Origin of the sequence: Chitinimonas koreensis, from assembly GCF_014353015.1 — a bacterium.
In the GTDB taxonomy this organism is placed as follows: domain Bacteria; phylum Pseudomonadota; class Gammaproteobacteria; order Burkholderiales; family Chitinimonadaceae; genus Chitinimonas; species Chitinimonas koreensis.
In genome coordinates this window covers 5,181,718-5,194,180 of record NZ_CP060704.1, presented here as the reverse complement: position 1 = coordinate 5,194,180, position 12,463 = coordinate 5,181,718, and the positions used below count along the sequence as shown (strand labels likewise).

10 protein-coding genes and 1 pseudogene are annotated in these 12,463 nt (G+C 69.8%); 3 read left to right on the top strand and 8 right to left on the bottom strand.

Annotated elements, in window-relative coordinates; genetic code table 11:
• The first annotated feature begins 38 nt into the window (after positions 1-38).
• Positions 39-2,471 (top strand): PEP-utilizing enzyme, encoded by a 2,433-nt coding sequence (locus H9L41_RS22075; RefSeq protein ID WP_028447793.1) that lies wholly within the window; start codon positions 39-41, stop codon positions 2,469-2,471.
• A 10-nt stretch (positions 2,472-2,481) separates the two neighbouring features.
• Here H9L41_RS22075 and ubiG read toward each other — a convergent pair whose 3' ends face one another.
• Together ubiG and H9L41_RS22065 are read right to left on the bottom strand one after the other, a co-directional pair.
• Positions 2,482-3,270 carry a bifunctional 2-polyprenyl-6-hydroxyphenol methylase/3-demethylubiquinol 3-O-methyltransferase UbiG gene (ubiG, locus tag H9L41_RS22070; protein ID WP_034607961.1) on the bottom strand — a complete coding sequence of 263 codons (789 nt, stop codon included), beginning with the start codon at positions 3,268-3,270 and terminating at the stop codon, positions 2,482-2,484.
• Between the two features lie 9 nt (positions 3,271-3,279).
• Complete coding sequence (locus tag H9L41_RS22065; protein ID WP_028447792.1) at positions 3,280-3,609, bottom strand: metalloregulator ArsR/SmtB family transcription factor; 330 nt, start codon at positions 3,607-3,609, stop codon at positions 3,280-3,282.
• 80 nt (positions 3,610-3,689) lie between these two features.
• Here H9L41_RS22065 and H9L41_RS22060 point away from each other — a divergent pair, with 80 nt between their 5' ends.
• On the top strand, positions 3,690-4,106 hold the full coding sequence (locus tag H9L41_RS22060; protein ID WP_211236928.1) for a DCC1-like thiol-disulfide oxidoreductase family protein: 417 nt from the start codon (positions 3,690-3,692) through the stop codon (positions 4,104-4,106).
• A gap of 65 nt (positions 4,107-4,171) precedes the next feature.
• On the opposite strand, the gene H9L41_RS22055 is transcribed toward H9L41_RS22060, so the two are convergent.
• The 6 genes and pseudogenes from H9L41_RS22055 to H9L41_RS26330 form a co-directional block, all read right to left on the bottom strand.
• The gene (locus H9L41_RS22055) at positions 4,172-6,061 is read right to left on the bottom strand and encodes a dipeptide ABC transporter ATP-binding protein (protein WP_051319360.1); all 1,890 of its coding nucleotides are present in this window, start codon (positions 6,059-6,061) and stop codon (positions 4,172-4,174) included.
• A gap of 19 nt (positions 6,062-6,080) precedes the next feature.
• A complete protein-coding gene (locus tag H9L41_RS25290; RefSeq protein WP_265583877.1) occupies positions 6,081-6,971 on the bottom strand; it encodes an ABC transporter permease in 891 nt (296 codons plus the stop codon).
• A gap of 14 nt (positions 6,972-6,985) precedes the next feature.
• Complete coding sequence (locus tag H9L41_RS25285; RefSeq protein WP_265584085.1) at positions 6,986-7,480, bottom strand: hypothetical protein; 495 nt, start codon at positions 7,478-7,480, stop codon at positions 6,986-6,988.
• 137 nt (positions 7,481-7,617) lie between these two features.
• A complete protein-coding gene (locus H9L41_RS26340; RefSeq protein WP_373282129.1) occupies positions 7,618-8,076 on the bottom strand; it encodes an ABC transporter permease in 459 nt (152 codons plus the stop codon).
• A gap of 56 nt (positions 8,077-8,132) precedes the next feature.
• The gene (locus tag H9L41_RS26335) at positions 8,133-8,594 is read right to left on the bottom strand and encodes an ABC transporter permease family protein (RefSeq protein ID WP_373282128.1); all 462 of its coding nucleotides are present in this window, start codon (positions 8,592-8,594) and stop codon (positions 8,133-8,135) included.
• A gap of 499 nt (positions 8,595-9,093) precedes the next feature.
• Positions 9,094-10,668, bottom strand: a pseudogene (locus H9L41_RS26330) (ABC transporter substrate-binding protein); the annotation flags it as partial.
• A 555-nt stretch (positions 10,669-11,223) separates the two neighbouring features.
• Between H9L41_RS26330 and H9L41_RS22035 the strand changes: the two are divergent.
• Positions 11,224-12,459, top strand: coding sequence for a hypothetical protein (locus H9L41_RS22035; RefSeq protein WP_028447787.1), 1,236 nt, complete (start codon positions 11,224-11,226; stop codon positions 12,457-12,459).
• The last annotated feature ends 4 nt before the right edge of the window (positions 12,460-12,463 follow it).

The following is a 12,463-nucleotide window of genomic DNA, read 5'->3' as shown; positions in this document are numbered from 1 at the left end:
TCCGGCCGCGCCGCGGCCGATTCGCCCGAGCGAATGCCATGACCCAGACCTTGTACCTGCTGGCCGGCAACGGCGGCGCCGCCGATTGGTGGGACGACGTCCTGCCGCATTTCCGCCGCTACCGGCCGCAGCCGATCGAGCTGCCCGGCTTCGGCGACAACCCGCAGCCGCCGTTGGCCGACCTGGCCGCCTATGCCGAGGCGCTGCTGGCGCAGACCGCGCCGGGCGGCGCGATCTTCGCCGTCGGCGTCAACGCGCTGGTGGTGCTGCATGCCTTGCAGCGCCGGCCCGGCCATTTCGCCCGCACCGTGCTGCTGGCGCCGGTCGGCGCCTTCCTGTGGCAGCGGCGGCTGCCGGCGCTGATGTCGCCCTGGCCGGTACGCAAGCTGGCGCACCTGCTGCTCGGCCACTGCCCGCGGCTGTTCGCCCGCAAGTTCTCGGCGCAGCGCTGGAGCGCGGCGCAATACCGCCGCATGGGGCGCGGCTATGCGCGCTGCCGTGCCTTCCTGCCGTATTGGGACCTAGTCCGGGCCGATACCGCGCTGCCCCTGCTCGAATGGATCGCCGACCCGGTCGAGCTGGTGTGGGGCGAGGCCGACGCCGTGCTCGGCCGCGAGCAGGCGGCGGCCTGGTCGGCCATCCTGGCGCGGGCGGCGTTGACGGTGGACCTGCGCGCCGGCTGGGGCCACTACCCGTGGATCGACGCGCCGGCCGCCTTCGCCGCCTGGCTGGAGGCGGGCGAGGCCGGCTTCGTCGCCCACGGCAAGGGTGGCCGATTGCAATTGGCGGCGCTGGCCGGCCTGCCGGTACCGGCGGCGATCACCGTGGCCGATGCCGCCGATGCGCGGCTGGCTCCGCTGCTGGCTGGCCACTCCGGCGCGCGCTGGGCGGTGCGTTCGTCGAGCGCGGCCGAGGACCAGGCCGACCGCGCCAACGCCGGCCTGAGCGCCACCTATCTGCGCGTGCCGGCCGCCGAGGTGGCGGCGCGGGTCGAGATGCTGAAGCGCCGAGGCGTCGAAGCGGTGGTGGTGCAGCGCTTCGTCGAGCCGCGGCTGTCGGGCATCGCCTTCGTACGCCACCTGGCGGCCGAGGTCGAATGGGTCGAGGGCCATCTCGAAGCGCTGGCCGACGGCCGCGCCGAGCCGCAACGGGCGGTGCTGTCGCGGCTCGGCGGGGAGTGGGCGGACGGCGATTTCCGGCCGGGCCACGGGCTGGGCCGCGGCGCGCTGTGGGGCTTCCTGCAAGCGGTGCTGCGGGTCTTCCACTACGTGCCTGGCGACATCGAGTGGGCCTGGGACGGCGAGCGGCTGTGGCTGCTGCAATATCGCCCGATCAGCGACTACGGCTGGCGCCGGCACCTCACCAGCGCCAACATCGGCGAGATCCTGCCGCCGCAGCCCAGCCGGCTGGTGGAATACGCCCAGCGCCGCGCGGCGGCCAGCATCCCGGCGGTCATGGCGCGCTGGGACGCGCGCGTGCTGGCGGACAACGAGCCGTTCACCGCGCGCTTCGGCGGTGCCAGCTATATCAACGACGATCTGTTCCTGGCGCGCCTGGCCGACTGGGGCCTGCCGTCGCGCGCCTACGCCGGCGAGATCGGCGGCAGCGTGCCGGCGCTGCCCTGGCGGCCCGGCCGGCTGTTGCGCAGCCTGCCGCTGTTCCGCCGCATGCAATCCGCCAGCCGCGCGGCGCTGGCGGAGCTGGAGCCGGGCCTGCACCGCTTCGATGCCGAGCTGGCTGCCTTGCAGTCGGCCGGTGCCGATGGCCAGGCGCTGGCCGACTGGTTCGTCCGTTTCTACGTTTTTGTGGTGCAGGGCAATCTGTGCATCGGTACGGCGCTGGCCGGCAGCGGCGGCGCGTGGCTCGGCACGCCGCCGACGGTCTATCGCGCGCTGGCCGACGCGCCGCACCGGCTGCCGTGGGAGACCGATCCGGCCACGCCGCGACCGCCCGCCGCCGAGCTGCCGTTGCAGCCGCGGCCCGCCTGGCCGTCGGCCGTGCGGCTGGCGCACCGGCTGGGCTTGCCGGGCTTGCGCGGCTACTACCTGCAATTGCGCGAGTGGTACCGCGACAACCTGATGCGCATCTTCTTCCGCCTGCATCACGCCATGCCGGCGGCCGACCGGGCCGCCTGGTTCGCGCCGCACCCGGCGCTGCGCGACCGCCGCGGCGGCTTCTGGCAGGACGGCCGGCGCGACGATAACCAGGCCGCCGGCTTCGTGATCCATCCCGGCGGCGCGGAGGGCATATTGGGCCGCGACATCCTGCTCGAAGACGCGCTCGATCCGGGCCGCTATGCCGATTACCGCGCCGCGCATGCCGTCATCGCCCGCATGGGCGGCCGGTTGTCGCATGGCGCCACGCTGCTGCGCGAACTGGGCAAGCCGTCGGCGGTGCTGCCCGAGGCCGATCCGGCCTGGCTGGGGCGGCGGGTGCGCTACCGCGATGGCGTGCTGATGCCGGCGGACTGAGCGGCCGGCTTCAGCCCCGTTGCGTGCGGATGGCGTAACCCAGGTAGCTGATCGACAGGTCGCGGCCGACCGCCAGGCCGATCCGCCGGCCCAGCTCGGCGTAGCCGATGCGGCCGAGCTTGCGCTGGAGCAGGGCGAGCAGCAGTTTGAACGGGTTGCCGCGCGGCGACAGGCCGCGGAATTCCACCGCGGGCAGGCCGTGCCGTTCCAGCCTTTCGGCCAGTTCGGCCGGCCGGATGAACTTGTCCCAGACATGGACGTCGCGCGGCAGCAGCCGGGTCAGCGCGCAGTTCTGCGCCAGTTGGACGGCGATCAGCCGGCTGCGCAGCGTACGGTTGATGGTGTCGAAGAAGAACAGGCCGCCCGGCTTCAGCACGCGGGCGATCTCGGCCACCACCGCGTCGAGGTCGTCGACGTGCTCCAGCACGTCGCAGCAGATCACCAGGTCGAATTCGCCGGCGGCGAACGGCAAGGCCTCGGCGCAGGCTTCCTGGTAGCGGATCGGCAGCCCGGCGCGTTCGGCGTGGGCGCGCGCCGCATCGAGCGTGGGCCTCGAGCGGTCGATGCCGGTCACTTCGCAGCCCAGTGCGGCGAACCGTTCGGACAGCAGGCCGCCGCCGCAGCCGACGTCGAGCACCCGCAGCCCGGCCGCCGGCATGCCCAGGCGGCCGCGCAGCAGGTGTTCGAAGTAGGCGAAGCGCGGCGGATTCAGCACGGTGCGCAGCAGGGCCATGAAGCCGTCCTCTTCCCACCAGGTCGTGGCGATCCGGTCGTAGATGGCATTGTCGATGGCAGGCATGGCGGGCTCCTAGTTCGCGTTCTCGGATGGCTTGCCCTTGGCCAGCTCGGCGCTTTCGCGCTTCAGCGGTCCGCCGACCGGGCAGAAGGTGGCGAGGCAGTCGTGCAACCGGGCCAGCAGGTTGTCGTCGGCCAGGCTGTACTGCACGAACTGGCCCTTGCGCTCGCTGCGGACCAGTCCGGCGTGCTCGAGGATCTTGAGGTGCTTGGAGAGCGCCGGCTTGCTCATCTCGAAGCGTTCGGCGATCTCGCCGGCCGTCAGCGGCGCGGCCGAGAGATAGGACAGGATCTTGCGCCGCGGCGTGGAGGCGAGCGCTTCGAAGACGTGATCGATGTTCATAACATTTAGCTAATTAGTTAATTGGTATGTATCATAGCATCGTCATCACCGATCAACCAAGCCCAAGCAAGGAGCCTTACATGGACACGATGGCGCGAGCCCAGGGAGACGTCTGGCTGGTGTACGACGGCGAATGCCCGGTCTGCACCACCTATTGCCGCTACGTGCGCATCCGCGAGGCGGTCGGCCAGTTGCACCTGATCGATGCACGGCAGCCCGGCGCGCTGATGGACGAGATCACCGCGGCCGGCCTCGACATCGATCAGGGCATGGTCGTCAAATTCCGCGACGCGATCTATTACGGCCCCGATGCGATCCGGGTGCTGACCCTGCTCAGCACGCCGTCCGGCCTGTTCAACCGGATCAACTACCGGCTGTTCGGCTCGCGCCTGGGCGCCCGGGTGTTCTACCCGCTGGGCAAGGCGTTCCGGACGCTGGTGCTCAAGCTGCTGGGCATCCGCTACATCGAGAACCTCAAGCGGCCGCCCGCGGGCTAGCGTTCGCCGCGCAAAAGAAAACGGGACGCTTCGCGTCCCGTCTGCATGGCTGCCGTCCCGGCCGGTCAGGCCGATACCGGCGCCGTCATCTCCGCCTCGTCCTCCAGCTTGGCCCGCGGCACCGCCGCCAGCAGCGTGCGGGTGTAGTCGTGGCTCGGCGCGCCCAGTAGCTCGCTGCAGCGGCCGGCCTCGACGATGCGGCCGTTCTTCATCACCGCGATCTGGTCGGCCAGGTATTCGACCACGCCGATATTGTGGGTGATGAACAGGTAGGCCACGCCGAGCTCGCGCTGCAGATCCTTGAGCAGGTTGAGGATCTGCGCCTGCACCGAGACGTCGAGCGCCGAGGTCGGCTCGTCGCAGACGATCAGCTTGGGATCGACCGCCAGCGCGCGGGCGATGGCGATGCGCTGGCGCTGGCCGCCCGAGAATTCGTGCGGATACTTGGTCAGCGACACCAGCGGCAGGCTCACCTGGTCGAGCAGGCCCTTGATGCGCTCGCGCCGGGCAGCCGCATCGAGGTCGGGACGCAGCGACTGGATGCCTTCCTCGAGGATCTCGCCCACCCGCATGCGCGGGTTCAGCGAGCCGAACGGATCCTGGAAGATGATCTGCATCTGCCGCCGCGCCACGTGCAGTTCGCGCGGGCCGGCGCGCATCAGGTCGATGTCGCGCTCGCCGTGCAGCACCGCGCTGCCGTCGACCACCGCGCTGCCGCGCAAGAGCTGCAGGATGGCCTTGCCGGTGGTGGTCTTGCCCGAACCCGATTCGCCGACCAGCGCCAGCGTCTCGCCGGGGCGCAGGTCGAACGAGACCTCGTGCACCGCGTCGACGTGGCCGGTCACGCGCTGCAGCAGGCCCGAGCGGATCGGGAAACGCACGCGCAGGTCGCGCACGCTGAGCAGCGGCGGCGCGTCGCTCTGCTTGGGCACCGCGCGCGGCGCCGGTTCGCGCTCGGGCGGCGTCACCAGCGCGACCGGGTCGGCCGGCGCGTAGACGAAGCAGCGTACCGCGTGGGCGGCGTCGCCGGCCGGGGTCGGCTGCGGATACATCGGCACCGTCTCGGCGCGGCAGCGCGCGGTGGCCGAGTAGCAGCGTGGCGCGAAGCGGCAGCCGGTGAAGCTCTGGTTCAGCGCCGGCACGCTGCCGGCGATCGCTTCGAGCAGGTGGCCGCGCTTGTCGACGTCGGGCAGCGCGCCCAAGAGCCGCACCGCGTAGGGGTGGCGCGGGTGGGCGAAGAAGTCGCGCTTGCTGCCGAGCTCGACCAGCTCGCCCGCGTACATGATGCCGACGCGGTCGGCCACCTGGGCCACCACGCCGAGGTCGTGGGTGATCAGCAGCATGGCCATGCCGCGCTCGCGCTGCAGGTCGAGCAGCAGGTCGAGGATCTGCTTCTGCACCGTTACGTCGAGCGCGGTGGTCGGCTCGTCGGCGATCAAGAGCTCGGGCTCGGTGGCCAGCGCCATGGCAATCATCACGCGCTGCTTCTGGCCGCCCGACATCTGGAACGGGTAGGTGTCGATGCGCCGCTCGGGCTCGGGGATGCCGACCCGGCGCAGCCAGTCGATCGCCTTGGCGCGCGCCTCCTTGCCGCGCAGCGCGGTATGGGTCTCGATCGCCTCGACCAGCTGGCGGCCGACGGTGAGCACCGCGTTGAGGCTGGTGGCCGGCTCCTGGAAGATCATCGCGATGCGGCGGCCGCGGTAGTGGCGCATCTCGCGCTCGGGCAGGTCGGCCAGCCTGACGTCGCCCAGGCGCACGTCGCCGGCGGCGATGCAGGCGTTGTCGGGCAGCAGGCGGCTGATCGACAGCGCGGTGACGGACTTGCCCGAGCCCGATTCGCCGACCAGCGCGAAGGTCTCGCCCGGCTCGATCGACAGGCTGACGCCGTCGACGGCGACGACGATGCCCTGGCTGGAATGGATCTCGGTGCGGAGTTGGTCGAGTTTCAACATGTCTGGTTACTCCGCGGGATCAACGGTGAATCGCCCGGGGATCGAAGGCATCCCGGATGGAATCGGAGAACAGGTTCGCCGACAGCACCAGCGTGAACATGAAGGTGAAGGCCGTCGCCAGCGTCCACCAGATGGTCGGTTCGCGCGACAGCTCGAGCCGCGCGGTGTTGATCAGCGTGCCGAAGCTCTGCATCGACGGGTCGACGCCGATGCCGACGTAGCTCAGTACCGCCTCGGCCAGCACCAGGCCGGAGAAGTTGATGACCAGGCTGATCAGGATCAGGTGCATCACGTTGGGCAGCAGGTGGACGCTGAGGATGCGCCAGGTGCCGACGCCGAAGGCCTGGGCGGCCTGGATGTACTCGGCCTCGCGCAGCTTGATCACCTCGCCGCGGATCAGCCGGCACAGGTCGGTCCAGCTGGTCATGCCGAGGATCACGCAGAGGAAGAACAGCCGCGCGTCGGTGCGCTCGGCCGCGGTCGGGAACAGGTCGGCGTGGTTGTCGATGAACACCATCAGGATCAGCACCGCGGCGGCGATCAGCAGCACGTAGGGGATCGAGTTGATCACCGTGTAGACGTACTGGATCACGTCGTCGACCCAGCCGCGCAGGTAGCCGGCCATGATGCCGAGGCCGACCGCGATCGGCATGGTCACCAGCGTCGACATGGTGCCGATCACCAGCGCGGTGCGGATGCTCTTGAGCACCACGTAGAACAGGTCGTTGCCGACCCGGTCGGTGCCGAACACGTGGTATTCCGAGGCCAGCGACAGCGCCACGCAGCTCAGCACGCACAGCACCGCGGTGGTCGCCAGCACGCTGCGCAGCGGGTAGCGGCTCTCGCCGCGCGCCAGCACGCGCCAGGCCGCGCCCGGGGCGATCCGGCGGCTGCGCGCCAGCAGCAGCACCGCGCCGCAGACGATCAGCGCGGCCAGCAGGCCCCCTTGGCCACGCCGACGGCGGTCAGCACGCCGACGTCGCCGGCCCAGTCGTGCGCCGGGTCCTTCAGCGCGAGGCCGGCGTGCGCCAGCCGCGGGTAGATGCGGCTGGTCTGGCCGTTCACCGTCACCGCTTCCTTCTCGTAGCCCTGGTAGGCCAGCGGCGCCGAGTAGCTGCGCTCCTTGTTGTCGGCCTGTTCGGCCAGCAGGGCGTCGAGCGCCGAGCGCGTCTCGGTGGCGTAGGCCGGCTCGCCGCCGGCTGCGCTGGCCAAGAGCGGCCGGTAGTGCAGCGAATCGACCACGCCGATGGCGATGAAGAAGCCGAGCACGGTGGCGGCCGCCGCGCCGGTCGGATCGGTGAAGGCGCGCCGCCAGGTATTGGCCAGGTGCGGCGTGCGGCGCACCTTCCAGCCGTAGAACAGGGTGGCGGCGATGACCAGGAAGACGACCCAGTCGGTCCACAGGATGACGATTTTCATGATGGGGCGTTCCTCAGAAACGGTCCGCGGCGGCGCAAGGGGCGCCGGATTTTGCAGGAGCGGCTTCAGCCGCGAATGGCCAATGCGACGCTCGACCGGTTCGCGGCTGAAGCCGCTTCTACAGGACATCGAGGCGGTCATTGCAGCCGCACCCGCGGGTCGGTCCAGGCGTAGGCGAAGTCGGTCAGCAGGTAGGTCGCGACGTAGAGGAAGGAGCCGAAGAACACCATCGCCCGCACGATCGAGAAATCCTGGTTGTTGATGCCGTCCACCGTGAAGGTGCCCAGGCCCGGGATGCCGAAGAAGGTCTCCAGCAGGATCGAGCCGGCCAGCAGCGCCGGCAGCAGCAGGCCGGCCGAGGTGATGATCGGGATCAGCGAGTTGCGCAGCACGTGGCGCAGCAGCACGGCGATCTCCGACAGGCCCTTGGCGCGCGCGGTGCGCACGTAGTCCTTGCCCAGCTCCTCGAGGAACAGCGTCCGGTACAGCCGGGTGTTGGGGCCGAGCTGGTACAGCACCGCCACCGCCACCGGCAGCAGCAGGAACTTGAACATGTCCGGCGGCGGCGAGAAGCCCGAGATCGGCGTCACGCTCATCAGCCGCGAGAACACGAACTGGCCGACGATGATGAAGAATAGCGAGGAGATCGACATCAGCCCGACCAGGGTGACCACCCGGCGGTGTCGATCCAGGTATGGCGGAACAGCACGAGGCCGAGGCCGAACACGATCGACAGGCCGATCGCGATCAGGAACACCGGGATCGCCACCGACAGCGTCGGCAGGATGCGGTTGGCGATCTCCCAGCCGATGTCGCGGCCTTCGTTGGTCTTGCCGAAGTCGAGCGCCACCACGCCGAGCGTGTTCTCGGCGAACACCGTGTCGGTGAGCTTGCCGACGCCGCTGGCGGCCGGGTTGAAGTAGAGCGGCCGGTCGTAGCCGCGCTCGGCCTTCCAGCGCTCGATCGCTTCCGCCGCCACCCGCTTGCCGCCCAGCTGCAGCCGCGCCATGTCGTCCGGCGTGTTGACCGAGAAGAACAGGAAGAAGGTGGCCAGGTTGATACCGGCCAGGACCAGCACCGCGTAGATGGTGCGGCGGATCAGGTAGGCGATCATGCGTTCGTCCCTTGGGTGCGTGGACCGCGACGGCCATGCGCGTCGAGCGGGCGTCGGCGCGTTCGCGCCGGCGGTAGATCAGCCAGGCCGGCCACAGCAGCGCCAGGCCGGCCAGCGCGCCGATGCCGAGCGGCCAGGCCTTGGGCTTGTTCCATTCGGCGATCTTCTGCGCGCGCAGGGCGCCGTCGACGCGCAGGTAGCGCAGCTTGTCGTTGGCCACCGCGGTCGGCTTGGCGTTGCGCAGCCAGGTCTGGTAGATGCCGACCGAGCCGGGGAACAGGCCGAAGCTCCACGGCGCGTCCTCGCGGGCGATGTCGATCATGCGGTCGATCGCGCGCTGCCGCTCGGGGCCGTCGGGCAGCGCCTGCATGCGGGTGTAGAGCTGGTCGAACTCGGCGTTCGAGTAGTTCGAGGCGTTCTCGCCGTCGAACTTCACCTTCGACTGCGAGCTGGTCAGCAGGAACAGGTAGTTCTCAGGATCCGGGTAGTCGCAGAACCAGCCCCAGAAGTAGATCTGGGCGTTGCCCTTGCGCATGCGGTCCTGGAAGCGGTTGTAGTCGGCGGCGCGCACTTCCATCTGGATGCCGAGCTTCTGCACCTGCTTCACCTGCCAGTCCAGCCGCGCCTGGTAGGCCGGGCCGACGCCGCTCGAATCGAAGAACAGCAGCAGCGGCTTGCCGGTCTTGGCGTCGCGGCCGTCCGGGTAGCCGGCTTCGGCCAGCAGCTTCTTGGCGTCCTCGATCGGCCGCCGCACCGCCTGGCCGTCGCGCCAGACGTGGGTGACCGGGTTCATGCCCTCGCGGCCCGAGCGGTAGCCGAACAGGCCGGGCGGGACCGGGCCCATGGCGGCCTCGGACGGGCCGTAGGTATCGAAGAAGATCGCGGCGTGCTCTTCCCAGTCGGTGGCGATCGAGATCGCCTGGCGCAACTTGCGGTGGCGCGTCTGCTCCTCGGCCGTCTCGCCCTTGCCGACCACCGGGTCGAGCCAGTTGAAGCCCACCCACCAGTTGCTCGGCTCGATGCTGGTGATCATGCGGATGTCGTGGTCGCGCAGCGTCTGCCAGCGGCCGGTCTTGTCCATCTGTTCCTTGAGGAAGACGAAACCGGTGTCGAGCCGGCTGACATCGGGGATGTCGTAGTAGCCCTGCATGTACTTGGCCAGCCGCGGTTCGCCTTCCTTCTCGATGTTGAGCACGATCTCGTCGAGGAAGGGCATGCGCTGGCCGGCGTCGGCCAAGAGGCCCTGCCGGCGGTCCTCCGGCATGCCTTCGCTCGGGTAGCGCTCGTCGCGGTAGTTCGGGTTGCGCTTCATCACGTAGCGGGTCGGGCCCTGCTCGGTCAGCATGAAGGCGCCGGTGCCGACCGGCCAGTTGTTGAGCGACAGCGAGTTCTCGGCCATGCCGCGCTGGGCGTAGAAGCGGTCGGCTTCCCACGGGATCGGCGCGAAGAAGGTCATCGCCATCCAGTACTTGAACTGCGGGTACTTGCCGGTCACGCGGATCTCGAGCGTCGACTTGTCGATCGCGCGCACGCCTTCGAGCGGCACCTCGCGCAGGTCGCGCCACGGCAGGTAGCGGTCGCGCGCGTCGCGCTGGGCCAGCGCCGCCTTCTTCTCGGCCTTGAGCCGGTCGCCCAGGTCCTTCAGGCCGACGATGTACTGGTTGAGCAGGTTGTAGATCGGCGACGGCGTGGCCACGTAGGGGCTGGCCAGCCGCTTGATCTGGTAGACGTAGTCGTCGGCGGTCACCTCGCGGGTGCTGACGGCGGCCTTGTCGAGCGGGAAGTCGTAGATCGAGAACTTGCCGTCGATCTGGGCCGGCTCGAGATCCTGGTAGAGGAAGTTGCCGGCGGCGTCGCGCGCCAGCGCCGGGTGCGGCTGGTAGCGGGTGCCCGGCTTGAGGCGGATGGTGTAGAGGCTGGTGGCGATCCGGTCGGCGGCGGCATCGTCGGGCAGCGGCTGGCCGTCCTTGTCGAAGTAGCTCGGCAGCGGCACTTCGGTGGCGGTCAGGCCCTCGAGCGTGTAGGGGCGCTTGAGGTAGTGGTAGTGCAGCAGCGGCTCGTAGATCTGGTACATCCACGGCGTCTCGTTGAGGTTGTACGAGCTCACCGGGTCGAGGTACTTCGGTCGCTCCTGGAAGGAGGAGAACAGCACGTTGCCGGCGATCTGCTCGTTCGGGTAGGGCTGGTTGACGACTTTGCCGCAGCCGGTCGGCAACAGCAGGACCGCCAGGCTCCCGGTCAGGAGCAGGCGTCGGCGCAGGGTCTGGAGCATGGGGTAAGGCTCGCTGGCAGGCGGCACCAAGGTGGTGCGACGGCCGCGATCATGCCACGTTGCGCCGTCACGGGCCTTCGTCCCAGTGGCGAGTGTGGGGTTTTCGCGAATATATCCGGCGGCGAAAAACGGCTAGTCCGGCGCGCTCCGCCGGCGGCGGATTTTTTCTTGTGCATTCGTGCCGCGGCCATGGAGAAATGCGCCCGGAACCGGCCCGCCGGGCGCGCTGTTACCGGGCCGGGTTTCCTTCGCGCGCCGGTGCGCCTAAACCTAGTAGGCCCGGCCCGGAGCGCACTGCTTGGAGCGCCCCGGGCCGGCCCGCATCGTCCGTCGAACCGACCCTCGCAAGGATCGCCCATGGCTTCCGCCACCCACAGCTACGCATATCTGTTCGCGCCCCAGGCCGGCACCACGGTCGTCGTCACCCTGATGTCCGGCGCGTTCAGCGCCGACGTCCCCGCCCAGCCGCCCACGCCGCTGCCTTCGGTCACCGTGGTGCCCGGCACCACGATCACGATCTACAACGACAGCGCCTACGCCGAGGGCTACGTCACCATCAGCGGCGGCACGGGCAGCGGCGCCTGGAGCGCCGAGTGCCACCTCAACTTCCTGCTCGGCAATGCCGACCAGCCGTGGGCGCTCGATACCAAGGGCCAGTACCCGAACGACGACGCCACCATCATCGGCGCCTTCAGCAGCGCCACGCCGGACAATATCCCGGTGGTGCAGCCCTCGGGCGCGCAGCCGTCCGGCATCGACAGCCTGTACCAGGTGCTCGATCCGGCCATGGTGTTCCTGGTCGACGTCGCCAAGAGCGGCAACATGCTGTTCCGCGGCAACGTGCCGTTCACCGCGCCGACCGTCGCCAACGGATTGCAGCAGGTCGATTTCGCCGGCCTGCACGCGGCGATGCAGGCCAAGTACCAGGCCCAGACCGGCAAGACCGACTTCCCCGCCCAGGGCGACTACGTGCTGTGCGACATCTGCCTGCAGAGCCAGGCCTCCGAGGGCGGCTCGATCCTGTGGGAGCTGCAGTCCTTCGGCGGCAGCGACATCGCCACCGACCTGGCCGGCCGCGCCTGGTATCCGCCGACGCCGGCGGCGCCGCTCGAGGCGCAGATGTGCAACTGGCAGATCGAGCCGCACGCCACGCCGGGCAACGACGTGTTCGACCAGCACTCGGCGCAGGACCTGGCCAAGCTGATGGCGGCGACCCACGCCAAGCCGCGCATCTACTACATCCATTGCGCCAGCGGCCACGACCGCACCGGGATCGTCGCCTCGTCCTACCTGATCGCCGGCCGCGGCCTCGGCCTCGAACAGGCGCTGATCCAGGGCACCACGGTGGCCAAGCTGCCGGCCGGCCTGGGCGGCCAGCAGCTGATCGTCGACTGCCAGGACCTCGACGGCGCCAACAAGGGCCAGACCGACCCGGACCGCTCGCGCGTGCTGATGATCGCGCCGGTCTACAACACGACGGTGTTCAACATCTACAACGCGATCAACAGCAGCTCGCCGGTCACGGCGATCCCGGCCGATGCGACCAGCGCGGACCCGGCCTACGTCTATTCCACCTATCCCTGGTCGTCCTGACCGG

Coding starts and splice junctions, on each gene's coding strand:
- H9L41_RS26335 (WP_373282128.1), bottom strand. CDS start 8,594: ATGATCGCCTACCTGATCCGCCGCACCATCTACGCGGTGCTGGTCCTG.
- H9L41_RS22060 (WP_211236928.1), top strand. CDS start 3,690: ATGGACACGATGGCGCGAGCCCAGGGAGACGTCTGGCTGGTGTACGAC.
- H9L41_RS22075 (WP_028447793.1), top strand. CDS start 39: ATGACCCAGACCTTGTACCTGCTGGCCGGCAACGGCGGCGCCGCCGAT.
- H9L41_RS22035 (WP_028447787.1), top strand. CDS start 11,224: ATGGCTTCCGCCACCCACAGCTACGCATATCTGTTCGCGCCCCAGGCC.
- H9L41_RS22065 (WP_028447792.1), bottom strand. CDS start 3,609: ATGAACATCGATCACGTCTTCGAAGCGCTCGCCTCCACGCCGCGGCGC.
- H9L41_RS25285 (WP_265584085.1), bottom strand. CDS start 7,480: ATGAAAATCGTCATCCTGTGGACCGACTGGGTCGTCTTCCTGGTCATC.
- H9L41_RS26340 (WP_373282129.1), bottom strand. CDS start 8,076: ATGAGCGTGACGCCGATCTCGGGCTTCTCGCCGCCGCCGGACATGTTC.
- H9L41_RS22055 (WP_051319360.1), bottom strand. CDS start 6,061: ATGTTGAAACTCGACCAACTCCGCACCGAGATCCATTCCAGCCAGGGC.
- ubiG (WP_034607961.1), bottom strand. CDS start 3,270: ATGCCTGCCATCGACAATGCCATCTACGACCGGATCGCCACGACCTGG.